Source organism: Adhaeribacter swui (assembly GCF_014217805.1).
Classification (GTDB): domain Bacteria; phylum Bacteroidota; class Bacteroidia; order Cytophagales; family Hymenobacteraceae; genus Adhaeribacter; species Adhaeribacter swui.
On sequence record NZ_CP055156.1, the window covers coordinates 3,297,676 to 3,323,651 of the forward strand.

Genomic DNA, 25,976 nt, shown 5'->3' on the forward strand with positions numbered 1-25,976 from the left:
CATGGAAAACTTATTTGTACAGGCGTGGGAAGAGAAAGTAACCATCCCGACCTACGGTATTGGCCAGCCCGATAAAAACCCCATGTTTTTTGAAAAAAGAGTATACCAAGGTAGCAGCGGCGTGGTGTATCCCAATCCGGTAATCGAAAAAATATTCGACGAAAAACAAGATCAAGAATATCACGCGCTTTTTCTGGAGAATAAATTTTTAAAAATTATGATTCTGCCGGAGCTGGGCGGGCGGGTGCAAATGGCTTACGATAAAATTAAACAAAGGCATTTCATCTACTACAACCAGGTAATTAAGCCTGCTTTGGTGGGGTTAACCGGGCCCTGGATTTCGGGGGGCATTGAGTTTAACTGGCCCCAGCACCACCGGCCCAGCACCTTCGAACCCGTTGATTTTAAACTGGAAGAAAACCCGGACGGTAGCAAAACCGTGTGGGTGAACGAGGTGGAACGCATGTTTCACACCAAAGGCATGGCCGGTTTTACCTTGTACCCCGACAAAGCTTACCTCGAAATTAAAGCCAAATTATTCAACCGCTCGGCTTTGCCGCAAACCTTTTTGTGGTGGGCCAATCCGGCCGTAAAAGTAAACGATTATTACCAGTCCGTTTTTCCGCCGGATGTAAATGCCGTTTTCGACCACGGCAAGCGCGATGTATCTACTTTCCCAATTGCCACGGGTACGTATTACAAAGTAGATTATTCGCCGGGTACAGATATTTCCATGTACAAAAATATTCCGGTGCCTACTTCGTACATGGCCATTAACTCCGATTACGATTTTGTGGGCGGTTACGAGCACGATACCCAGGCGGGCGTGTTGCACGTGGCTAACCACCACGTATCGCCGGGCAAAAAACAATGGACCTGGGGGCACAGCGATTTCGGCCAGGCCTGGGACCGCAACCTAACCGACGAAGACGGGCCGTATATTGAGTTAATGACGGGCGTTTTTACCGATAATCAGCCCGATTTTAGCTGGCTGATGCCCTACGAAGAAAAATCGTTTACCCAGTATTTTCTGCCTTACCGTGAATTAGGCGTTGTGAAAAATGCAACCAAAGATTTGCTGGTTTCAATAGCCAATGCCGAAAGTAGTATTCAGGTAAAAGTATTTGCTACTTCCGGGCAAAAGCAACTGCAGTTAGAGGTTCGGTATAAAGAGCAAAACTGGGAAGAAACGATCTCCCTTTCCCCGGAAGAAGTCTATACCAAAGAGTTATTGGTAGGCGAAGATTTCAGGGAGGAAGAACTGTTCCTGGCAATTTACGCTGCTTCCGGTAAGGAGCTGATCCGGTACGAGCCGGCCAAAAACAAGAAAAATGCGATTCCGGAACCCGCTAAACCCGCTTTGCTGCCAGATGAGATCGATAGCAATGAGCAGTTATTTTTAACCGGGCAACACCTGGAACAATACCGCCATGCCACGTATAGTCCGGTGCCGTATTACCAGAAAGCGCTGGAAAGAGAACCCGGCGACATCCGGAACAATAATGCTTTAGGTTTATGGTATTTGCGCCGCGGCCAATTCGCTAAAAGCGAAGCATTTTTTAGGAAAGCCATAGCAACCGGCACCCAGCTTAACCCGAACCCCAATGACAGCGAGCCTTACTACAATTTAGGTTTATGCCTGTATTACCTCGACCGGTCGGATGAAGCCTACGAAGCATTTTACAAAGCCACCTGGAGCAACGCCTGGAAAGATACCGGCTATTTTTCGGTAGCCCGGATTGATCTCCGCCGCGGAAATTACGAAGATGCTTTGCAGCACAGTAATCTGGCTTTGGAAAGAAATGTAAACAACAGCAAAGCCTACGTAATTAAAGCGGCCGCTCTAAGGTATTTAGGCAAAACCGAAGAAGCGCTTATTGTTTGTGAAGAAGCTTTAAAACGGGATGGTTTCAACCTGGGCGCGTTGTTTGAGAAAATACAAATTTTTAAAAAAACTAACCAACTGGCAGATGCGGAACAATGCCAGAAAGAACTGTTGGATTTATCCCGGGGTTACGCGCAAAACTTTATCGAATACGCCCTAGATTACGCCGCCGCGGGTTTATTCCAGGAGGCAACGGAATTAGTAAGTCTGGCGGTAAAAGAGGATGCTACAAACCCGATGGTGTTTTACTGTTTAGGTGCCTTTACCTATTACCTAAACCAGGAAACCGAAGCGCTTGCTTATTTTAAAAAAGCGGCGCAATCCAATCCGTATTTGTGTTTCCCGAACCGGCTCGACGAGATTAAAATCTTAACCTTAGCGATTAAGGTAAACCCTACCGATGCCATGGCCCCGTACTACCTGGGCAATTTGTTCTACGACAAACGCCAGTACGACGAAGCTATCTCTTACTGGGAGCAATCCGTTACCTTAAACCCCGATTTTCCCACGGCTCTCCGGAATTTAGGCATTGCTTATTTTAATAAGCAAAACAACCCCGAAGCCGCTTTAACTTGTTTTGAAAAAGCCTTTGCCCTGGATAAAACCGATGCCCGGGTTTTAATGGAACTGGACCAATTGTACAAACGCTTAAACTGCGACCCGCAGCAACGCCTCCAGTTTTTAGAGGAAAACTGGGAAACGGCGCAGCAACGCGACGACCTGTACCTGGAGGTTATTGCGGCCTGTAACTTTTTAGGGCAATACGAAAAAGCTTTTGAGCTGCTATCCCGGCGGCAATTTCACCCCTGGGAGGGCGGCGAAGGCAAAGTTTCCGGCCAGTACACCTACTGCCTGATCCAAATGGCCAAACAGAAAATAACTCAGGTCGAATTTTCGGAAGCCATTACCTTGCTGGAGAAAGCCCAGGTATACCCGCATAACCTAGGTGAAGGTAAACTTTTCGGGGCACAGGAAAACGATATTTTTTATTTCCTGGGTTGCGCCTATGAGGGATTAAAACAGGAAGATAAAGCGCAGGAATTTTTAAAAAAAGCTACCCAAGGCCTCGACGAACCCACCGCCGCTGTATTTTACAACGACCAGCAACCCGATAAAATCTTTTACCAGGGTTTGGCCCATAAAAAGTTACAAGAACAGGCTAAAGCCCAGCAGAAATTTGAAAGTTTAATTAACTACGCCAATACGCACCTCCACGACGAAGTGACTATTGACTATTTCGCCGTATCGCTGCCTAATTTATTAATCTTTGACGATGATTTGAACCAGAGAAATCAAATTCATTGCCGTTTTATGCGCGGCTTAGGCTACTTGGGTTTAGAAGAAAAAGAAAAAGTGCGGGAAGAGTTTGAAACCATCTTAGCTCTGGATGCCGAACATTTTGGCGCCCGGTGTCATTTAGAAATGCTCCAGGGTAGCTTGCCGGTAAATAGTTCCTTGGTTACTTCTATAACGGCAAAGGCTACTTCTTTTCCGAGGTAAGTATTAGCAGCAACCAGGTGAGCCTCAATTTTATGGCGCCGCTGGTTTCGAATAAAGTAGATATTGGCAGAACCGGTGATAAACGGATGTTATTTGTGCCTTTCAATACCGACATCTTTATTCGGTAAATTTTCCGGCGCCAGCGTAAAATTATCCAAAATATACGTTGACTTATTTACTAGTATTTTTTACATAAAAGAATAGAGACAAAACTTCGGCTCTATTCTTTTATGCATTTTTTAAATTTTTGCAGTTTTGTTAGCTGCGTTTTGAGAAAAGCTTTCCAATTTTAGTTTTCTGGTTAGTAGTACACGCGGAAATCAAACCGGGTGAAGCCTCACTGTTGAAAAGCTTTAGTTTTTTATAGAGGCCATATCTATCACAAACCGGTACTTTACATCGCCTTTCAGAAGTCGTTCGTAGGCTTCGTTAATTTGTTGAATGTTAATTATTTCAATATCCGAAACGATATTGTGTTTTCCGCAGAAGTCCAGCATTTCCTGGGTTTCAGCAATGCCGCCAATCATAGAACCGGCAAAGCTTCTCCGGAAAGGAATAAGGCTGAACGCGGCTACCGGCAGCGGGTATTCCGGAGCTCCTACCAAGGCTAAAGTACCATCTACCCGTAGTTGACCTAAATAAGCGTTAATATCGTGCTGGGCCGAAACGGCATCGAGTACAAAATGCAATTTGCCGGCGTAGCGTTTCATTTGTTCTTCGTCTTTCGAGAGTACCACATCATCTGCTCCCAAGCGTTTGGCATCTTCTACCTTGGATGGCGAAGTAGTGTATACAATTACATCAGCGCCCATCGCTTTGGCAATCTTAACCGCCATGTGGCCTAAACCACCCAAACCCACAACCCCTACTTTTTGACCCGGACCCACGTTCCAGTGTTTTAAAGGCGAATAAGTAGTGATACCGGCACACAACAAAGGCGCAGTAGCGGCTAGGTCTAAATTTTCTGGTACCCGCAAAACAAAGCTTTCATCTACCACAATACTTTCAGAATAGCCACCGTAGGTTTGGGTGCCCAGGTGTTTGTCCGGGGAATTGTAAGTTTGAATATTGCCTTTTTCGCAGTATTGTTCTAAGTCTTCTTTGCAATAATCGCACTCCCGGCAACTATCAACCATGCAGCCTACTGCCCCTAAATCACCAACTTTAAATTTTTTTACATGATCGCCTACACTAACAATTCTGCCTACTATTTCGTGACCGGGTACACAGGGGTAAATGGTACCGTGCCATTCGTTTCGGGCGGTATGCAAATCTGAATGGCAAACCCCACAATATAAAATCTCTATTTCTACATCATGCGGCGTTGGTTTTCTGCGATTAATGTTTAACTGATTTAAAGGGGCTTCGGCGGCTTCGGTTCCAAATGCTTTAACTTCTTTCACTTCCATAGTACTAATTTTAAATTTTTGTATTTAACTAAATAATAACCCTGAATCAATGCCTTACTGCCTGATTGCTGTTTCTGCAAATTTCCCCTCTCTTACGTTAGTAAAAAATTATTAGCCAGGTCAATTTTTAATTTTAGCCGGGTAGCTAAACTGAAATACCTACAGATTGTTCGGTTTACAAATATTATTTAGAGTTGTTCTAAATAATATTTGTAAAATTAAAAATGTCTCTTAATCTTTGCCATTATTTAAAATTAATCTAAATAAAATTAAGAGATATTAATTAATATGATTTACCTATTTGGAACAGGCGGTGGCGTACCCAAACCTACTTGCAATTGGCCACTGGCATCTACAATTAATTCTACTGGATGGGCAATCCTTAAACCTATCTGCCTGTATGTTGCTTGCTCCCAGGCGAAGCCTCCTAATATTTTTTGATTGACATGCAGGTAATCAGCAATTTTAGAAACAGGCTAGCGCTGCTTAGCATTCATCAGATTTTAATCCATAACTCTTAATCCAGTTGATAAAAATTTAAAAAATCACCTAAACTACTTAACTATGCGTCTATTATACTTCCTCACTTTTTTTATTTTAAGTATCAGCGTTTATGCCCAAAGAAATGGCTCTATTGGTGGTAAAATAACTTCTTCGGATGGCACTCCCGCGGAATTTGTAAATGTGGCATTAAAGGGTTCGGCCAAAGGCGCTACCGTTGATAAGCGGGGACGTTACGTTATTTCGGGCGTAGTGCCCGGTTCGTATACGGTTGTTGCTTCCTTTGTTGGGCTGGAAACCCAGGAACAAACCGTGGAAGTTGTTGCGGGGCAACAAACCATAATAGACTTTATATTAAAAGAAAATTCAGCGCAATTACAGGAGATTGTTATTTCGGGCAGCCGGGATAACTATAAAGTGGATGAACCTTCTTCCAGTCTCCGGATAACGACTCCTTTACTGGAAACCCCCCAGAACATACAAGTAGTTACCAAAGATGTACTGCGCGACCAGCAGGTAATAAGCATGAGCGATGGGGTGATCCGGAACGTAAGCGGAGCCTACCGGTCAGAACACTGGGCGGATTTGTATACCAATATTGTAGCCCGCGGTTCGCAAATGCAAGCATTCCGGAACGGTTTTAATGCCGTTAATTCTTATTGGGGGCCGCTCACCGAAGATATGGCTTTTGTGGATCATATTGAATTTGTAAAAGGCCCGGCCGGTTTTATGCTTAGTAATGGGGAGCCGAGCGGTTTGTACAATGTGGTAACCAAAAAACCTACCGGTCGTTCGGCGGGCGAAGTAGCTTTTACAGTTGGTAGTTTTGACCTGTACCGTACCTCGTTGGACCTAGATGGCCGCTTGTCGAAGGATGGACGCATCCTGTACCGGCTTAATCTGGCGGCGCAAAACAGAAAATCGCACCGCGCTAATGAGTACAATGATCGGTATGTAATTGCCCCGGTTATATCGTACCAGCTCGATGATAAAACCAAATTGACCGCCGAATACACCTATCAACGCGCTAATATGAGCAACGTGGGCTCTTTCTACGTTTTCGATACTCAAGGTTTTGCTACGCTACCCGTTAACTTTACCATGCTGCCAACCGGATTACCGGGGTCAACGATCAATGATCATAGCGCCTTTATAAACCTGCAACACGATATTAACGAAAAATGGAAACTTACCGCCCAGGTAGCCCGCTTCAATTACTACGCCCTAGGGTCATCAGCTTGGCCAAATTCTATCAGCCCGGATGGTAAAATTATCAGAGGCATTAGCAGTTGGGAAGCAAATGCCAAAATGACGATGGGGCAGGTTTTTCTGAATGGTGAATTTAATACCGGCGCAATCAAGCATCGTGTTCTCGGTGGTTTAGATATGGCTAACAAACAATATATTGCTGACTGGGGGCAAAGCCATGCCCTGGACACCGTAGGCGGTGAATTCGACATCCATAACCCCAACAATGGGGTACCCAATAATGGATATCCGCAATTTGATTTTTCTACGCCGTTGGAGCAGCGCGCTTTTGCCATCGGTGCTAATATCGATCAACGCTACGCGGCTGGTTATTTACAGGATGAACTAGGTTTTTTTGAAAACAAGTTGCGGTTAACATTGGCGGGGCGGTACACTTATGTAAAACAGGCGTATGGTCCATCTCCAATCGGCGACAATCATTTTACTCCCCGCGTTGGATTAAGCGCATCTATTACGCCGTCTACGTCGGTATATGCCTTATACGACCAGGCTTTTACCCCGCAGAATGGAATTAAAGCCAATGGCGAAGCTATTCAGCCATTAACGGGAAATAACCTGGAACTGGGTTTTAAACGGGATTGGTTAGATGGTAAATGGAATACCACGGTCTCGCTCTATCGAATTTTAAAAAATAACGAAGCAGTGGCTGATCCAACGGCGCCACCTTCGTCGGGGATAGTAGCCGAGATAGGTCAAAAACAATCGCAGGGAATTGAATTTGATTTGCGGGGTACCATTTTACCGGGCCTAACGCTTACGGCAAATTACGCCTTAACCGAATCTAAAGTAACTAAAACAACTGGGGTGCAGCCCAATATTCAGGTCGGCGACATTGTACCGGGTTTTGCCCGGCATACGGCCAATGCCTGGGCTAATTACACGCTGCAAAATGGTGTAGTTAAAGGATTTGGGGTTTCCGGAGGGTTCACTTTGCTTTCGGGCCGGGAAACTTACTGGGACGTATCTCCGGACCCGAGTAAAACATTGCCTACCTATTTTAAATTAGATGGTGGCGTGTATTGGTCAAACAATAAAATACGGATTGCCGCCAATGTTTATAATATTCTGGACGATTACCTGTATAGCGGCTCCTACTATTCGTGGTTAAATGCTTATTATACGCAAACCGATCCGCCAAGAAATGTGCGGTTGAGTGTTAATTACCGATTCTAAAATTTAAAACGCTTTCTAACAAAATTACTATTTGGGTTGGTTGACTAGGATGCAGTTGTATACGTACACTGCATCCTTTCTTTTTGGTTTAGTTGGAAGATGAAATTTTAAAAACCGGTACCAGATAAGGTGCGAAAGCATAAATAACTTGCACTCCCGGGAGAGTAGCTGATTTTTAAATTTTTTAATTTTTATCGGCATTCCTGATGAAGGAAACGGGAAATTATTAGCGTTTAATTAATCGCTTTTATTAAAAAATTACATCTAACAGCAGCAAGCAACAACTTTAAACTAAAAACAAATCAACCGGTAGCGTGATTTTTTAAAATTTTAATTTTTTGTCTTTGGGCATTATTCAATGGTCAGGTCGGAGGGGGTTCTTTTTCGGTCTAAGTAGCTCATTACCGGATACGCCATAATGCCATGTATCAGTACAGAAATTAACACGATAAAACCCGCTATACTCCAAAGTTGTTGTTCCCCTGGAAAGGTGGCTTCGGTTACGGCAAATGCTAAATAATAAAAAGATCCGATTCCGCGGATACCAAAAAAGCTAATAGCAATTTTTTCGCGGAAATTAATTTTTTGCCTCCAAATAGTTAAGTAGGCAAATAAAGGGCGCAGAACCAAAACAAACAATAAACCTACCATGGCTCCCGGTATAGTTAAGGTATTGAGCAGACCAGTGGCAATGCTTCCGCCCAGTAGTATTAAAACAATTACCAGAAAAAGCCTTTCCATCTGGTCGGTAAAATCATGTAATTCCCGGTGCAATTCGTGGGTTCGTTCCTGGTGCCCCAAAGTAAGGCCCGTAATAAACACGGCAATAAAGCCATAGCCATGTATTATTTCGGTTAAACCATAAACAAGTAAAGTGGCGGCTATGGCCACAAAACCATCTTCAGTTGCCGGAAAATTAGATTTTTCGGGTAAACGAAAAACCAAATGTGCCAAAAACCGTCCCATGAAGTAGCCAACGCCTACCCCCGCCACTATTTTATACACTACCTCGTAGCCCAACCACGACCAAAACCAATCTTCGCCGGTAGTAGCTGAAATAGCCAGCACAATGGCCAGCCAGGTAAACGGAAAAGCCATGCCATCGTTCATGCCTGCCTCGGCAGTTAAAGAAAAACGCACGTGATCTTCTTTTTCGGTACTAGGCGGCCCCACTTGTACATCAGCAGCCAGTACCGGATCGGTAGGTGCCATTGCCGCACCTAACAAAAGTGCGGAAACAGGAGCCAAACCTAACCACCACCAGCTTAATAAACTTAAGCCAGCAATGCACAAAATCATGGTAACAAAAATGAGCAGAAAAGGTATTTTCCAGTTTTTCCAACTAAAAGCCCGGTTAATTTTAATGCCAGTGCCCATGAGCGTAATAATTACCCCAATTTCGGTGAGGCGAACCGTTAAGGTTTTGTTGGCTAATGGATCGGGTTCGGGTAGGGGCAAGGGCAGTTGGTAGAGCAGATAACCAAAAACCACAAACAAAATACTGTACGAAAGGGGCACCTTGGCCAGCCAGGTGGGGAGCCAGGCCATGGTTAAAGCTGCCAGACCAATAATTGTGATAATCAGGAGATAAGGCTCCATTCTTTTGCGATAAATTAGAATTTAACCTACTCCAAAAAAGGAGGAATGGTTATGCGCCTATTAAGTTTGTTAAATAAAGAAGAGGCGAGATGGTACAGAGAAGCAACCGAATAGCATCATCATGGCTTAAAGTAGAAAATTTAAAAAATAAAAAATTTAAAAATTAGAAAAAAGTAAGTAGCAATAGCGCTTTCCAGCAATAGCATTTAACTCATTCCAGCATTGTATTTAAGGTAGCCTAATTTTAAAAAGCAGAAATTCTTCTAGTAGCTATATTAAAATAGTAATATTTACTAATTTTTAAAAAACGAATGGCAGCATTATTGACAACGCCAGAAAAGAAATTTCGCAGAATAACGCCATACTGTAAACAATCTATGAAAAAGGTAATGTTAGTGGATGATAATATGATTAATAACTTTATTACCAAAAAAGTGATTAGTAACGTGGATGAAGATTTGCAGGTGTGCGATTATACCGATGCAGAGCAAGCGTTAAACCTTTTGGAAGAAGTAAATCCTACGCTTATTTTTCTAGACTTGAATATGCCGGTAATGAATGGCTGGCAATTTTTAGAAAACATGGTAGCCCGTAACATGAGCCATAAAGTATACATCTTAACTTCTTCGACAAGTGAGCTGGACCGCCAACGTTCTACCACTTATTCTAATGTAGTACGTTTTTTAAATAAACCCCTAGCCCAAGACGAAGTAGCCGATATCTTAGCCGCAGCCTAAATGTAATACAATTAATCTACTGATTGCCAAAAGTGCCATTGTTCCTTGATTCTATATCCTACTCCATCAAAGAAAATTGTATTTAAAAATACTCAATCAAGGAAGTAAAGTTATTGCCAGCTAGGCTCCTTCTCAGGTTTTAACATCTAAAAAAACAATTACCGGTACACTATTCCATAAGCGGTATCTTGAAATTTGAATTTTTTAAATTTTAAAATTTTACTTGCCTGCAATGCAACAAACAGCTTTAGCTAGGTGCAAGTGTTGACGCTAACCTGTTCGAGCGGTCAGCGAGTTTTTAGCGTCTTGACTTTTTTGGTTCTTTTTGTGTCAAGACAAAAAGAACAGAACCTGAGCAATGAAACAACTTCACTAAGCAATCCGAGCTAGTACAGCAACTATGCGAACGAATATAATTTGCAAGACACGGAAGTAAATCCGCGCCATAGTAGTATTGTGCGCAAACCAATATCAAACTTAGCTAACGCAATTACTCATCTCCGTACAGTACACATTCTAATTTTCTACACAGTAAATCTGCCAAGGCACTACTTTCCAAACTTAATTTATTTAAAACCTTTTTAGCATAAATACCATGTAACTTCCACTTCTTAACTAATGCTTTGGAAAAACCTGGCAGCTAGTAAGTCGTTAATAGTAGAGTGAAACAGAAACTTAAAAATATTTAATTTTTTGTTAACGGATTAATACGTTTTACCCGCTCTTATTACCTAATATTGCTATCCGCTAAAAATTTAAAAAATGGAAGTTAATAGCTCATTTTGGATTGGATTTAATGTTTTTGTGCTCGTGATGTTAGCCCTGGATTTAGGGATATTTAACCGCAAAGCGCATGTAATTACTATAAAAGAAGCCTTAACCTGGTCGGCTGTTTGGATTTGTTTGGCCTTGATATTTAACAGCCTGATTTATTACTGGTTCGGCGAGCCCAAAGCAATTGAATTTTTAACTGGTTACGTGATCGAAAAATCGCTGAGCGTCGATAATATTTTTGTTTTTGTTTTGGTGTTCAGTTATTTCCAAATACCCGCTATTTATCAGCATAAAATTTTATTCTGGGGTATTCTGGGGGCTTTAATCATGCGCGTGATTTTTATATTTGCCGGCGTAGCCTTAATCGAACGGTTTCATTGGACAATTTATATTTTTGGCGTTTTCCTGATTTATACCGGTTACAAAATGTTTACCGAACAGGATAAAAAAATGGAACCGGAGAAAAATCCGGTAATTAAATTTTTCCGGAAAATAATGCCGGTTACCAACCAATTAGAGGGTGACAAATTTTTTGTAAAGCAAGGTGGCAAAGTTATGGCAACGCCGCTCTTTTTGGTTCTTATTCTTATCGAAACCACCGACCTTATTTTTGCGGTAGATAGCATCCCGGCCATTTTGGCCATTACCCAAGACCAGTTTATTGTGTATACATCCAACGTTTTTGCCATTTTGGGCCTTCGGTCGCTTTACTTTGCTTTGGCGCACGTGGTTCACCGCTTTGTTTATCTGTCTACGGGGTTAGCTGTAATTTTGGTATTTGTAGGTCTAAAAATGGTTTTGGTAGACGTAGTAAAGGTGCCCACTTTTATATCTTTAATTGTTATCGGGCTTATAATTACAGTAAGTGTCGTGTTTTCTTTACTTAAAACAGATAACTCGGAAGAGATAAAAGGAAGTAAATAATTTTAAACTTCCCTTCTATTTAGGCCACAACGATTTTTTGATAAATTAATTTGCCCCGATTAAAAAACTGGCTATTCTTTAATCCGGTTCCTGCCAGTTGGGGCAATTACATGTTTAGTTGTTAGTGGCGTATAACCTTTATTTTTAAAAAACGATCAGCATGAATTTACAAACGCCCTTATTATTAGCGGTGCTTTTGCTACTGGCTGTTCAGGCTTTTGGCCAAAAAAAGTACGAAAAAGAATACCGCTTAAAACAAAATAAAGTACCGGCAGAAGCTAAGAAGTTTGTGGAAGCGCTTTCTTTTTCGGGAAGAGTAAAATGGTACCGGGAAGAAAGTTTAAATGGCAATACCATTGAAGCCAAGGTAACCCATAATCAAAAAAAACACAGTCTGGAATTTGATACCCAAGGCAATCTGCAAGATGTGGAAGTGCAAATCAACTGGTCAGAAATTCCGGAAGAAACGCAAAAAAATATTTCGAAGAACCTGAGTGCTGCATACACCAATTATAAAATTAATAAAATACAGGTTCAATACACCGGGCAAACTTCCACGTTATTGGCTTTACTAAAGAACCAGGAAACAACTAAGGAGTATGCTACCAAATACGAAATAGTGGTAAAAGGTAGCAAAGGCAGGCAAGTAAAGTTGTACGAGATCACCTTCTCGCAAACTGGTGAAATGGTAGCTACTGCAGAAATAATTTTCAGAAACATTGACAATCTTGCATTTTAGATTAACCGCAACTTTACTTGTAAGCTTTGTCTTGCTTTGTTCCTTAAAAAGCCAAGCACAAATCGGTACTTTGCCGGCTATTAATATTAATAAAGGTTTAAAAAAAGATTGGAGTTTAAACTTTAAATGGGAATCGCGGCAAGCAAAGTTACCCGACGATCTTGAGAATGGAGAAGGTTCCCGTTTTAAGTACGTTTTATCTGATTTTTCTCTGACTCTTTCTAAAAAAGTAGGTTTAAATAACTCTCTGGCGGCCGGCTACTTAATGCGAATCGAAGATAACAGATTTATACAGAGGGCTACGCAGCAGTTTACTATAGTAAAAGGCTATAGCTTTTTTCGCCTCGCGCATCGATTTACCACCGATCAAACCTTTGACCCGGAAAGCCCCACGGAATACCGCATCCGATACCGGATAACTCCCGAATTTCCATTGAGCGGACAATCAATAGATCCCAAAGAGTTTTATTTTAAATTTAATAACGAGTATTTAAATTCATTTCAAGGCAAAAGCTATGACCTGGAACTGCGATTTATTCCGTTGCTGGGCTACGAGTTTACCGATACCAGTAAATTAGAATTTGGTTTAGATTATCGCGTAAATTCGTTTTTAAACAACGCTACCAATCAGCATTATTGGATTAACTTAAGCTGGTATCTAAAAATATGAGTACCTAGTAATTTGATTAGCAATTGGAAATAAAAAAATAAGCCGGAAACTTAGGAGGCTTCCGGCTTATTTATATAGGCATAAATAAATGTAACTTAAAACAAGAACGCCTACCAAGCAGCTTAATTTACACGCATTCTAAATACAATTTATCTAAGAGAACCACCTGTTATTACCTGCTGCTTGGTAAAAAAGCAAATTTTTAAAATTACTGCCACCCACCGCCTAAAGCCCGGTACACATCTACGGTAGATTGGAACATGGCCCGCTGGTTTTGGTTTAATTCCAGTTCAGCGGCTAACACGCCTTTTTGGGCCGTAATAATTTCCAGGTAGGTAGCGTAACCGCCCGCAAAAAGGGCGTTAGCCGAGTTTACGGCATTTTGTAGGGTCTGCACTTCCTGGTTTTTGATTTCCGCTACTTTTTTAAAATTTTCGATAGCTGATAGGCCCGTAGCTACTTCCTGGTAACCAATCAAAATAGCTTTCTGGTAATTGTAAAAAGCTTCTTTGCTAGCCGCCGTCGAAAATTTTAGTCGCGATTTTAATTGGTTCTGGTTTAAAAGCGGCACTGTTAATCCACCCAGAACCCCATAGGCCAGCGAAGCCGGCGTATTTAAAAGCAACGAAGCTTTAAAAGCGTTTAATCCTAAGTGTGGCGAAATAGTTAAGGACGGCAGAAACGCTGCCCGGGCAGCCCCAACATCCAACTTTGCGGCTACTAACTCCAGCTCGGCTTGTTTTACATCGGGGCGCAAGGCCAATAACTGCGCGGGTATGCCCGCCTGAATGGTAGCTGGTAGTTGCTGTTGCTGAATGGGATTGCCCCGGGTAATGGGTTGCGGAAAACGGCCGAGTAATTGATTTAATAAATTTTCGGTGGCTACAATTTGCTGTTGCTTTTCGGCTTGCAGGCTGGTGGTGTTCAGGAGCTGGGCTTGGGATTGCTGCACCGCTAATTCGGTAGCCCGTCCCCCAGTTTTCTGGGCATCCATTAACTCCACGGCTAACTTTTGCAACTGAATGTTCTTTTCCAGGATGGCCAGTTCACTATCCAGCGCCAATAACTCGTAATACAATTTAGCTACTTCGGCAATTAAAGACGTTTGTACTAATTGCCGGCCTTTTTCGGAGGCTAAAAAGCGGGCGTAAGCGGCTTTGCGGGTTTTTCGTAGTTTCCCCCATAAATCAATTTCCCAAAAACTCCGGAAACCTAAAAAGTAATCCGGAACGGCTTTTTGCGGGATGCGCTGCTTCTCATCAATATTCGGCGAAAAGTTGGTGTCGTAATTACCTACCCCATCGATGGTGTAATCGCCAAACTTGGTAGTTCCGGCCGAGGCCACGCCTTGAATGCCCGGTAACAAAGCGCCTTTGGCCAACAGTACATTCGACCGTACCATATCTACGCGTTGTGCGGCGGCTAACAAATCGGGGTTATTGCGCAGGGCCGTATCAATTAAACTTACCAGGTTAGGGTCGGTAAAAAAGCTGCGCCAGGCCATTTGCCCAAGGCTGCTGGTATCGGAAGTGGCGCCAAAAGAAGCAGGCAGCGTTTTACCTTTCGGCAAAACCAGTGGGTCCGTTGCTTTACAAGCCCCTAAAAAGGCCAGTAAAAAAAGAAATAAAGAGATTTTATATAAGGAATTTCTGAAATACATGAATTGAAATTTTAAAATGAAAGAAACCGCAGGCATTTTTCAGCTTAATCTGAAGCAAGAAGAATTTTAAAAAATTAGTAGCCCAATGCGCCGGCGGATGCATCCATCCGCCGGACTTTATTCATCGGGATTTTACTAAAATTTTAAAAAATCAGGATTAAGCGGTTTCCAGGGCTTTAGATTTTTTGGCGATTTTTAAAGTTTTTACTTTTTTACCTTCCGATAATTTGGCGAACAGTACGTACAAGCCCGGAATTAAAATAACCCCGAAAATAGTACCTACCAGCATACCGCCCGCTGCCGTTGTGCCGATGGAACGGTTCCCCATAGCACCTGCACCACTGGCAATACACAACGGAATTAAACCCGCGATAAAGGCAAAAGAAGTCATTAGAATAGGTCGCAAGCGGGAAACTGCCCCCTCAACTGCCGCTTTTAAAATAGTTAAACCTTCTTTTCGGCGCTGAATGGCAAACTCCACAATCAGAATGGCATTTTTACCCAGCAACCCAATAAGCATTACCAGGGCCACCTGGGCATAAATGTTATTTTGCAAGCCCATGAGCTGTAAAAACAGGAAAGCGCCGAAAATACCGGTTGGTAGAGATAAAATTACCGGCAAAGGCAACAAGAAACTTTCGTACTGGGCAGCCAGCAACAAATACACAAAAAGTAAACTGATGAGGAAGATGTACACCGCCTGGTTACCCGATAAAATTTCTTCGCGGGTCATCCCGGACCATTCAAAAGTATAGCCGCGGGGTAAGGTTTCTTTGGCTACCCGTTCAATCGCCTGAATGGCGTCACCGCTGCTGTAACCCGGTGCTGCCGTGCCGTTAATCATGGCCGAGGTGTACATGTTATAGCGGGTAAGTTGCTCCGGTCCGTACACTCGCTCCAGGGTAATAAAAGTAGAGAATGGCACCATTTCGCCCTGATTATTTTTTACGAATAATTTTAAAACATCTTCCGGGGTAGAACGATAATCCGGTGGCGCCTGCACCATTACTTTGTACATCTGCCCGAACCGGATAAAGTTGGAAGCATAGTAACTACCTAGTAAAGTTTGCAGCGTACTCATGGCATTATCAATAGTCACGCCTTTTTTAGCCGCCATGTCTTGGTCCACGTGAATCATGTACTGCGGGAAATTTGGGTCGAAGTTTGTGAAAGCGCTGTTGATCTCGGGCGTTTTTTGCATCGCCTGAATAAACTTGTTCGTCACATCCGCAGTACCTTGCAGTTCCTCACTTTTTTTCCGGTCTAACAAGCGTAACTCAAAACCGCTGGAGTTACCAAAACCGGGCACAGTAGGCGGCGGGAAAAACTCAATGCTGGCGTCTTTTAAATTTTTGGTTTTTTCTTCCAGTACCGCAATAATATCATCCACTGATTCTTCCCGGTTTTCCCAGGCTTTCAGGTTAATCATGCCCATGCCGTAAGAAGCGCCGGCTGCATCGGTTAACAAGCTAAAACCGGCCAACGTCGAAACGGATTCTACTGCCTTGATGCCCTTAGTTGCTTCCTGAATTTTGTCGAGCACGTATTCGGTCCGTTCCACGGTAGCTCCGGCCGGAGTAGTCACGTTCACGTAAATCATGCCCTGGTCTTCCGTCGGGATAAAACCCGTTGGTAACACTTTGGTTAAGGCCCAGGAACCCACGCAGAATACCAGGAACAAACCAATGGTCACCATCCGGCGACCTGCCAGCTTGCGCACGTAACTTTTGTAAGAACCCTCCATGGCGTTATAGCCGCGATTGAATTTATTAAAGAAGCGGTTGATGAAGTTGTTCTTTTTAGTGCCGTGGCTGGGTTTCAGCATGAGGGCGCACAAAGCCGGCGTAAGCGTAAGGGCATTTACCCCCGAAATAACAATCGCAATGGCCAGGGTTAACGAGAACTGCCGGTAAAAAATACCTACCGGACCGGACATAAAAGATACCGGTACAAACACTGCTGACATTACTAGGGTAATAGCCACAATCGCCCCGCTGATTTCGCCCATGGCTTCGAGGGTTGCTTGCCGGGCCGGCATGTGTTTTTCGTGCATTTTAGCGTGCACCGCTTCTACTACCACAATGGCATTATCCACCACAATCCCAATGGCCAATACTAAGGCAAATAAAGTAAGCAGGTTTACGGAGAACCCGAATAGCTGCATAAAAAAGAACGTTCCTATCAAAGAAACGGGCACCGCTAAAGCCGGAATAAGCGTCGAGCGAAAATCCTGGAGGAAAATATACACGATAATAAAAACCAGAATAAAAGCTTCAATTAAAGTCCGGATTACTTCGCTCATGGAAGCATCTAAAAAGCGCGACACATCATAAGCAATGTTATAGGTCATTTTGGGCGGGAACGAACTTTCTTTTAATTCGGCCATGCGCGATTTTACGTTGGCAATTACTTCGCGGGCATTCGAACCCGGCCGTTGCTTAATCATAATGGAAGCGGAAGGACGGCCATCGGTTTTAGAAACCATGCCGTAGCTTAAAGAACCAAATTCTACTTCGGCTATATCTTTCAGGCGCAGCACCGAACCAGAACCATCGTCGTTGGAGCGGATTACAATATCTTCGTATTGCTTCGGTTCGAAGAATTTACCGGTATATTTTAAAACGTATTGCAACATCTGGTGCGAATCGCCGGCGCTTTCGCCCGCTTTACCGGGTGCCGCTTCTACGTTCTGCGCCCGAATGGCATTAATTACTTCGTCCGTAGAAACCTGGTAAGCTGCTAAGCGGTCCGGTTTCAGCCAGACCCGCATGGAGTATTCGCGCTGGCCCATAATCTCGCAGAAACCAACGCCATCAATCCGTTTTAATTCTTGTAATACGTTGATGTCGGCAAAATTGTAAACAAACTGTTCGCCGGCACTCGGGTCTTCGCTCATCAGGTTTAAGTAAAGCAGCATGCTGTTTACTTCTTTTTCGGTGGTTACCCCGGCTTTTATTACTTCTTCGGGTAGTTCATCCAGAATGGTAGTTACGCGGTTTTGCACGTTTACGGCCGCTAAATCCGGGTCGGTGCCTACTTCAAAAAACACCTGGATTAAGGTAATGCCGTTGTTACTCGACACCGACGACATATAGGTCATGCCGGGAACGCCGTTAATGGCGCGTTCCAGGGGCGTAGCTACGGCTTTGGTACATACTTCGGCGTTGGCCCCGGTATATTTAGCCGTAACCGTTACCGAAGGCGGCACAATATCGGGGAACTGCGTAACGGGCAGGTTAAAGAGCGCCAAAGCGCCCAACATGGTTATAAATAGCGATATTACCAGTGATAACACCGGTCGCTCTATAAATATCTTAAACATTTTGAGTTTACTTAAAAGGGTATCTATCCGCCGGAATTATTCCGGCAGTTGCTGCTATTTTCGACTTTGTTGGTTTATAAACTTTGGTTCTGGGCCGTTAACAAGCTATCCATCGGAATATAAACCGGCTTAATGGTTAAGCCATCGCGTAGTTCCTGTACACCTTCGTATACCACCTTGTCGCCGGGTTGCAGGCCAGAGTCTACGATGTAGAAGTGCGATAAGCGCGCCCGGGGTTTAAAATTTTTAATTTTCAAGGTGTTGTTCTGGTCTACCACATACACAAAATTCTGATCCTGAATTTCGAACGCGGCTTTTTGCGGAATCAGGAGGGCTTCTTCTACCTCGTTGGTCAGGCGCACACGACCGGTAGAGCCGTGTTTTAACAGTTGTTTTGGATTTGGAAACTTAGCCCGGAAAGCAATAGCACCGGTATTGGCTTCAATAACTCCTTCTACGGTTTCTATTTTACCTTTTTGCGCATACCGGGTGCCATCGGCCAGTACCAAATCTACTACCTCGCTGCTGGTGCTGGTGCCTTGCTGTTGCGCTTTAATATGATGCAAATATTCTTTTTCTGAAACGTTAAAATACACGTACACCGAACCTAAATCGGATAAGGTAGTAAGCAGGGCTCCTTCATCTACTAAGCTTCCTACTTTTAAAGGAATGCGGTCGATGATGCCGGTAAACGGAGCTTTGATAAAGGTATAGGAAAGTTTGGTAGCCGCATTGGCCTGAGCCGATTTAGCTTCTTCGATGCCGGCTTTGGCGGCGTTAAGTTTAGCCTGGGCCACTTCCAGTTCCGATTTAGTAACTACGCGCTTTTCTACCAGGGTTTTTACCCGGTCTACTTCGAGCTGGGCGCCTTTGGCGGCGGCAATGGCACTGTTCAGGTTGGCTTTAGTGCGGGCAAGTTCGGCTTCATATTCTTCGGAGCTAATCCGGAAAAGCGGTTGTCCTTTTTTTACCTGTTGCCCTTCGTCTACGTAAATATTATCCAGGAAGCCTTTTACCCGGGCTCGAATTTCAACGTGCCGTTGCGCCTGGATGTCGGCTACATAATCGTGGTGCAGTACGGTGTCTTTAGTAATGACCTGCGTAACAGGCAAAGTGGGTATCTCCGGATTTTTCTTTTCTACCTCACCCTGGGCGGTGCAGCCACTAATTAATAATCCGAATACAAATAAATATAACAGGTTTAATACTTTTTTTATCGTTAGCATGACTTGGTTTGTTTGAAAGCTTTGGCCAAACGGGTTGGCAGCAGCAAATACAAATTGGTTCACGGCCGGACATAGCAATGCCGGTCGCTAAAAAATTAGAGAAAATTAAAAAAAGTGTTCCGGCAAACCGGAATTAAACCTGTTTAAAAGGGGGTTAAACGAAAGAGAAAGGCGTAATAATTAGGTAGTAGCGAGGCACATCGGGCATAAATGCCAGCCGGTTTTTCGCTAGTAATAACAGGAATAGAAATAAAGGCCAGTTTTACCTGTACTCTAGGTAAAAAGCGCCCAAAATTCTTATAAACGTGGTTAAGTAACAGATGAAAATTAGACTGTCCCAGGTCGCTAAATTCCTGCGATAATTCAATTATCTCAAATAACAGGTCCTGGAACAAATCAGCTTGATGGCATTTGTTAGCATTCTTATTTGCTTGCGTTTCCTGCTTAAAATATTCGGTTATTTGCGCATAGGGTAGCCGGTCCACCCTGTGCTTTTTAGGAAAAAAAGCATATACCACCGTGTGGATTAAAAAGCTGAAAACAAATAAGAAACAATAAATACCTTTATGCATTATTGTGCTTAATTAATACTCTTGTATATAAATAACTGTATTTTAGAGTTGTAAGTTTAGGGAATACAGCTTTTAATAAAATTTAACAGGGTATTTATAATTTTAACTGCAAAATTAATAAGAATTGCTCTTTTTTAATGTAATCTGTAGAAAGTATTTTGTTTCTGCGAAGTGCTTGTTTTTATTATTTTTGTTTTATCGTGTTTTAGTGGGGTGCTATAAAAACTAAATTAAGTTATTGGTTTGCATAAGCTTTCTATGGCGCGGATTTTCTTCCAACATTTTTATGGCCCGGAAGTTACTGCCGTGACTTGCTTTACTTGCAAGAAATTAAAAATTCTCGTTCGCATAGCTGCGGCGGTCGCTTAATATCTTAGTGGAGTTGTTTCATTGCTCAGGTCTTGTTCTTTTTGTCTTGATACAAAAAGAACCAAAAAAATCAAGACGCTAAAAACTCGCTGAACAACGGAACAGTTTAGCGTCAAATTCTGCACCTGTCTTAAGCTATCTGTTGCATAGTAGGTTGACAGAATTCTAAATTTTTAAAATTTACTGACAGTATTTAACCAGGAAGTTGTCGTTCTTTAATAATTTCAATCCGTTGGCGCAGGCTTCCTGCCAGGTACTAAAAGCGCCTAATACTTTTTGTTCTTTAATTACGATATACTTGCCCCGGTATATTTTCTTAAGCCTTTCTTTATTTTGCTGGTAAAAAGATATGTTTTTTAACATGGTGGTGCTGGGTTTATGGTTAACTGGTATCCAAAATCAAAATTTTTAAAAAATAATACTGCCGGTAAAAGTTATGGGACTAGCTTGGAAGAATAGGAACATAGCTGGCATGTGCTGGAGCAGTATTTCGGAAAATACATCGTTTTAAGGTACTCTTTTTTTTAATATTTTTACAAGCCTGTAGCGCGCAAGTACGTTAGCGCATCAAAAACCGGAAGCGGCCAATGTTCTTCAGGGCAATACCGGTACCTCTTACCACAGCCCGGAGCGGATCTTCTACCACGTGCGTGGGTAGTTTGGTTTTGGCCGCAATCCGCTGATCTAAACCCCGCAACAGGGCGCCTCCTCCTGTTAAATAAATGCCCGACTGGTGAATATCGGAGGAAAGCTCCGGGGGGGTTATTTCCAGGGTTTTTAAAATGGCATCTTCGATCTTGGCTAATGACCGGTCCAGGCATTCGGCCATATCATAATAAGATACCCGCACTTGCTTCGGCAGACCACTAATTAGGTCGCGGCCGCGTACCGCAAAATCAGCGGGCGGATCCTGTATTTCGGTTTGGGCCGCACCCACAGCCAGTTTTATTTTTTCTGCCGTGGGCTGCCCAATTAAAACATTGTATTGCTGCCGCATATAATCCACAATATCCGCATCAAAATTGTCGCCGGCTACCCGTAACGATTGGTCGCAGACAATGCCGCTTAAAGCCAGCACGGCCACTTCGGTGGTGCCCCCGCCAATATCCACAATCATGTGTCCGGTGGGTTCCTGCACGTCCAGGCCAATACCAACGGCGGCGGCAATGGGTTCATGAATCAGGTAAACTTCTTTCGCCCCGGTTATTTCGGCTGAATCGCGAATGGCCCTTTTTTCTACCTCGGTAATGCCGCAAGGCACACAAATAACCATGCGAAAAGAAGAAAAAAATTGCTTTCGGTTGGCGTTAATCATTTGCAACATGCCCTTAATCATTTGCTCCGCCGCGTGAAAATCGGCAATAACGCCGTCTTTTAAAGGGCGCACCAGGCGGATTTCGTCGTGCGCTTTTCCTTCCATTTGCATGGCTTTGCGGCCAATAGCCAACACGCGCCCGGAACTCCGGTTAAATGCCACAATAGATGGCTCGTCTACCACAATTTTATCTTCCTGAATAACCAGAAAATTGGCGGTTCCTAAGTCAATCGCAATTTCCTGCATGAAATAATTCGAAATACCCATGTAGCGGATTTTAGTTTAAAATGCGGCTGAGCACCCTGTGCTCAAACACAAATTTTTAAAATTTTAAATTTTTACAGATGTAGATCGCCGGCGGCCTCGGGCTGGTACAAGATTTCTTCTACTTTGTAAATAAGAGTTTCGTCGGCCAGGGGCCACTCAACCTCGTCGCCTACCTTGCAGCCTATTACCGCCGTAGCCACAGGAGCTAACACCGAAATTCGTTGTTTAGCCAGGTTAGAATCTTTTGGGTAAACTATTTTTATCTCCATTTCTTCTTTGCTTTTCAGCTCCTTTATTTGCACAGTAGAGTTCATGGTGATAATATCTTTCTGAATTTCGTGGGCGGCCACTACTTTGGCCCGCCTTAATTCTTTGCTGAGGGCTTTTACCACCTGGGGCCCCCGCACAACAGATACCAGTTGCACCAAACTGTGCAAGCGATGGTAATCTTTGTCGGTCATATATATCGTGTTCATCTTTTTTGATTTTTTTAAATTATTACTTATGCAGCATTAGCCTTCTGTTCTGTAATCCGGGCGTTATCGGATTTTTTAAATTTTTTGTTTAGAACGAAGGCGCAGCACCAATATGATTAAAGGTGAAAGTCGCCGGCGGCTTCCGGTTGATAAATAAGCTCTTCTACCCGGTAAGTTGCCGTACCTTGGGGCAAAGGCCAATCTATTTTATCGCCAACGCGGCACCCTAATACCGCCGTACCAATTGGGGCTAATACCGATATTTTCCGGGAAGGCAAATCCACTTCTTTGGGATAAACAATGGTTACAATCATCTCGGCCTTACTCTTTAGTTCTTTTAGCCGAACCGTAGAATTCATGGTAATTACATCTACCGGAATTTCTTCGGGGGCTACTACTTTGGCGCGTTTTAACTCTTTTCCAAGGGCTTCTACGGAGCTGGTACCGTTTACATGGCGTTGGGCTTGCACTAAAGTAAGTAGTCGCTGGTAATCTTTTTCGGTTAAATAAATGGTATTCATGGCGTTTATAATTTTAGTTTAGGTTTTAATTACAATAGGTTTTATAAAAAAGAAGGCTGCCGCCACGGTATTTTTCCCGGAAGAATTAACAGAAAAGCACATTTTTAAATAATGCCCAAATAGCCGTACATGGGCAGTTAAAATAACCCACGCGGCCAATAGCATACCCGTAAAGACATAAACAAGCCTTACGGTAGCGCAATAGCTATAAAAAATTACTTCTCAGAAAAAATTCGGAAAACCGGGGTAAAGCAGTAATGGTAGCAAAAGAGAGTACTGTTTAAGCCACTCCCCAGCTAAATTTCAGTGTAAGGTAGGGCCGGAAGCTTCCGGCCTCCGGCTTATATGTAAAAGTCTTTAGGAGCAGTATAAAAGAAAAGGCAATAACCGGTAAGCACATCACTCAACGATACGTGATGCGACGCTGCAACAAAGCCCGAAACAGGCTTTGAAAAAGAAGTAAAAGATTTATTAGGTGGCAGCACGGTCTGTTTTTAAAATTTCATTAATTTCAAATTAAAGCAATTTTCAACAAAAAAGCAACGTGCCGGCCAAGTTAAATTAAACACAAGCCGGCTTGTGCGCCCTTTTGCTACCTGCGGGCTGGGTTAAATGAATGTTTTTAAGTACAAGTAAATCAGCTAATTGTAGTTGTTTAGAGACAATGCTGTAAGGGTACAAGCCACCTCTGTATTAAGCATTATTAGTTATAGAATAGAATAAAGCCACCAGAATACTTTATTTTTAAAAAATACTGGTTTTATGTGGGTTTTTACCTGGCCTTATTTTCCAGGTCTTTTAATTTTATTCCTTTGGGAGCAAGAGCGTTTGTTAAATTAACAATCAGAAAGAATGATTTTATAAAATGATTTGCGTATATAAGCTACTCTTTCACCGGAACAACTCTAATGTTCATGCTAAAAGCAAGTCTTATGAAAACGTTTTTGGTACCCACCGATTTCTCTAAAAATGCGACCAACGCGCTCAATTATGCGGCCTCTTTAACGAGCCAACTCAACGGAAAATTACTGATTGTGCACGTTGTAAATTTTGTAATATTACCCGTGCGAAGCGGCAAACTGGTTAGCCTCACCGAAAAAACAGACATCCACTACTACGCTCAACTAAATAAAATTGCCGATAAGCTGCGGCAAAAGAAAAACATTGATTGCGAAGTGGCCGTGATCGATCAGTCAAAACACGGATCGTTTCAGGCGGGCTTAAATCAGTTTATTCTGGAACACGGGATAGACCTGGTAATTATGGGAACCAAAGGCGCTACCAATTTTCTGGATAAAATGGTTGGTACCAATACCTCCGAATTTATTAAAGAAGCTGTTTGCCCCGTGCTGGTAATTCCGGTTGATGCCCGCTTTACAACAATAAAACACCTGGCTTACCTGACAACTCCGGAAAAAGAAGAAGATACTTATTTGCAAAAACTTTTCGGCTTTAACCAATCTTTTTCCAGTCCGGTTTTTATTTCGGTTATTACAACCGGTCCGCCCCAAAATGGAGAAGAAGAAGCCAACCTGCACCATGTTTTTAAAGAATTTTCAATTTCAGATTACAGATTGGTACAGATTGCTGAGGAAGATATAGTAACGGGTATTCAAACGTTTGTAAAAGACAACCAGGTAGATCTGGTGGCGGTATCCGTACCGAAACAAGATTTTTTTGAAAATCTTTTTCAAAGTAACATCGGTAAAGAGCTTGTTTATCAGCCTACTTTGCCTTTATTGGCCATGCCGCAATAAGGGCCAATAAAGGCATAATCCTGAAATCGGCGACCGGAAAAATAAAAATTTTAAAAATCGGATTAAAACTTAAGCCGGAGTAGCTGGTTGTAAGGAAAGTTGTTTTTTTACAGTCAGGTAAAAAATACGGTGTATCTGGCGTTACATTTTTAAAATAAATAAAATCGAATGAAGCTAAAACTATCCCTACCCCTCTGGACCATAATAGCCCCTGTTTTTGCTTGGTTAGCTTACGCCGGAATTGCTATGGGGTGGGGTGATCTTTATACCGTAATACTGGCTAATGCTTTAATCGGTGGGGTTTTGGCGGCCGTTTACCACGCCGAAGTAGTGGCCCACCGCGTAGGCGAACCGTTTGGTACTTTGGTGTTAGCGATTGCGGTTACCTTTATTGAAGTTTCTTTGATTGTTTCGTTGATGTTGGCGGGTGGCCCGGAAGCCAGCGCCCTGGCCCGGGACACGGTATTTGCCGCCGTTATGATTCTGTTAACCGGCATAGTAGGTTTATGTTTGTTATCTGGCGGTGCCCGCTACCACGAACAAGCTTATGGGGTAAAAGGAGTAAGTGCCGCCCTGGTTACCCTAATTGCTATATTAACCCTTACCTTGGTTTTGCCTAATTATACCACGAGCATGGCCGGGCCGGTGTTTAATTATCTGCAGCAAATCTTTATTGGTATTGTTTCTTTAATTCTCTACGGCTCTTTTGTACTTGTGCAAACGGTTCGCCACCGCGACTTTTTTCTGCCGCCCAACGCTAAAAACGACGAAGACCTTCACGCGGCACCTCCAACCACCAAGGTAGCACTGCTGAGTCTGGCCTTTTTGCTAAGTTGTCTGGGAGCGGTAGTTTTATTGGCTAAAGCGCTGGCGCCCACCATCGAGGCCGGGGTGGTTCGTTTGGGGGCGCCCAACTCTTTTGTGGGGGTTATTATTGCCGGCCTGGTTTTACTACCCGAAGGTTTGGCCGCCTGGCGGGCCGCTAAAAATAACCGGTTGCAAACCAGTTTAAACCTGGCATTGGGCTCGGCCTTAGCCAGCATTGGATTAACTATTCCGGCCGTAGCGGTTATGTCTTCTTTCACGGGCTTACCCATTACCCTGGGCATCGATGTAAAATCGATTGTTTTATTATTTCTCTCGTTGTTTACTATCATGATACCGCTTTCTACCGGCCGCACCAATATCCTTCACGGTATCGTACTTTTAGTAATATTTGCCGTTTACCTGTTTACCTCTATTGTGCCGTAACTTGTATTTTAGGGTTTTAGCCAGGCAGTATGGCTGGCTATTTTAAGTAAATCAAGTTTA

17 protein-coding genes are annotated in these 25,976 nt (G+C 43.1%); 8 read left to right on the top strand and 9 right to left on the bottom strand.

What is annotated here, in order from left to right; all coding sequences use genetic code 11:
* Position 1 precedes the first annotated feature (1 nt).
* Complete coding sequence (locus tag HUW51_RS13970; protein WP_185270255.1) at positions 2–3,385, top strand: DUF5107 domain-containing protein; 3,384 nt, start codon at positions 2–4, stop codon at positions 3,383–3,385.
* Positions 3,386–3,738: 353 nt separating this feature from the next.
* On the opposite strand, the gene HUW51_RS13975 is transcribed toward HUW51_RS13970, so the two are convergent.
* On the bottom strand, positions 3,739–4,794 hold the full coding sequence (locus HUW51_RS13975) for an NAD(P)-dependent alcohol dehydrogenase (RefSeq protein ID WP_185270256.1): 1,056 nt from the start codon (positions 4,792–4,794) through the stop codon (positions 3,739–3,741).
* 564 nt (positions 4,795–5,358) lie between these two features.
* Between HUW51_RS13975 and HUW51_RS13980 the strand changes: the two genes are divergently transcribed.
* Positions 5,359–7,737, top strand: a complete 2,379-nt coding sequence (locus HUW51_RS13980) for a TonB-dependent receptor (protein WP_185270257.1) — start codon at positions 5,359–5,361, stop codon at positions 7,735–7,737.
* Between the two features lie 351 nt (positions 7,738–8,088).
* Here the strand turns inward: HUW51_RS13980 and HUW51_RS13985 are convergent, their stop codons facing one another.
* Entirely contained in the window at positions 8,089–9,336 is a 1,248-nt protein-coding gene (locus HUW51_RS13985) for a cation:proton antiporter (protein WP_185270258.1), read from the bottom strand.
* Between the two features lie 377 nt (positions 9,337–9,713).
* Between HUW51_RS13985 and HUW51_RS13990 the strand changes: the two genes are divergently transcribed.
* From HUW51_RS13990 to HUW51_RS14005, 4 genes are all read left to right on the top strand, one after another.
* A complete protein-coding gene (locus HUW51_RS13990) occupies positions 9,714–10,073 on the top strand; it encodes a response regulator (RefSeq protein WP_185270259.1) in 360 nt (119 codons plus the stop codon).
* A 762-nt stretch (positions 10,074–10,835) separates the two neighbouring features.
* Positions 10,836–11,771 (top strand): TerC family protein, encoded by a 936-nt coding sequence (locus HUW51_RS13995; protein ID WP_185270260.1) that lies wholly within the window; start codon positions 10,836–10,838, stop codon positions 11,769–11,771.
* Positions 11,772–11,931: 160 nt separating this feature from the next.
* Positions 11,932–12,510, top strand: coding sequence for a hypothetical protein (locus tag HUW51_RS14000; RefSeq protein WP_185270261.1), 579 nt, complete (start codon positions 11,932–11,934; stop codon positions 12,508–12,510).
* A complete protein-coding gene (locus tag HUW51_RS14005) occupies positions 12,500–13,180 on the top strand; it encodes a DUF2490 domain-containing protein (protein ID WP_228466629.1) in 681 nt (226 codons plus the stop codon). Before HUW51_RS14000 ends, HUW51_RS14005 begins: the two co-directional genes overlap by 11 nt.
* Positions 13,181–13,388: 208 nt before the next feature.
* Here HUW51_RS14005 and HUW51_RS14010 read toward each other — a convergent pair whose 3' ends face one another.
* The 7 genes from HUW51_RS14010 to rnk (HUW51_RS14040) form a co-directional block, all read right to left on the bottom strand.
* Positions 13,389–14,840, bottom strand: coding sequence for a TolC family protein (locus HUW51_RS14010; RefSeq protein ID WP_185270263.1), 1,452 nt, complete (start codon positions 14,838–14,840; stop codon positions 13,389–13,391).
* A gap of 157 nt (positions 14,841–14,997) precedes the next feature.
* Positions 14,998–18,162: an efflux RND transporter permease subunit gene (locus HUW51_RS14015; protein WP_185270264.1), complete on the bottom strand. Its 3,165-nt coding sequence runs from the start codon at positions 18,160–18,162 to the stop codon at positions 14,998–15,000.
* Positions 18,163–18,236: 74 nt separating this feature from the next.
* A complete protein-coding gene (locus HUW51_RS14020; RefSeq protein ID WP_185270265.1) occupies positions 18,237–19,388 on the bottom strand; it encodes an efflux RND transporter periplasmic adaptor subunit in 1,152 nt (383 codons plus the stop codon).
* A gap of 1,121 nt (positions 19,389–20,509) precedes the next feature.
* On the bottom strand, positions 20,510–20,692 hold the full coding sequence (locus HUW51_RS14025) for a hypothetical protein (RefSeq protein WP_185270266.1): 183 nt from the start codon (positions 20,690–20,692) through the stop codon (positions 20,510–20,512).
* A gap of 196 nt (positions 20,693–20,888) precedes the next feature.
* Positions 20,889–21,911 carry a rod shape-determining protein gene (locus tag HUW51_RS14030; protein ID WP_185270267.1) on the bottom strand — a complete coding sequence of 341 codons (1,023 nt, stop codon included), beginning with the start codon at positions 21,909–21,911 and terminating at the stop codon, positions 20,889–20,891.
* A 71-nt stretch (positions 21,912–21,982) separates the two neighbouring features.
* Positions 21,983–22,387 (bottom strand): nucleoside diphosphate kinase regulator, encoded by a 405-nt coding sequence (gene rnk / locus HUW51_RS14035; protein ID WP_185270268.1) that lies wholly within the window; start codon positions 22,385–22,387, stop codon positions 21,983–21,985.
* 116 nt (positions 22,388–22,503) lie between these two features.
* Positions 22,504–22,908 (bottom strand): nucleoside diphosphate kinase regulator, encoded by a 405-nt coding sequence (gene rnk, locus HUW51_RS14040; RefSeq protein ID WP_185270269.1) that lies wholly within the window; start codon positions 22,906–22,908, stop codon positions 22,504–22,506.
* A gap of 932 nt (positions 22,909–23,840) precedes the next feature.
* Between rnk (HUW51_RS14040) and HUW51_RS14045 the strand changes: the two genes are divergently transcribed.
* Together HUW51_RS14045 and HUW51_RS14050 are read left to right on the top strand one after the other, a co-directional pair.
* Positions 23,841–24,665: a universal stress protein gene (locus tag HUW51_RS14045; protein ID WP_185270270.1), complete on the top strand. Its 825-nt coding sequence runs from the start codon at positions 23,841–23,843 to the stop codon at positions 24,663–24,665.
* Positions 24,666–24,833: 168 nt separating this feature from the next.
* On the top strand, positions 24,834–25,916 hold the full coding sequence (locus HUW51_RS14050) for a calcium:proton antiporter (RefSeq protein WP_185270271.1): 1,083 nt from the start codon (positions 24,834–24,836) through the stop codon (positions 25,914–25,916).
* Positions 25,917–25,976: the final 60 nt, after the last annotated feature.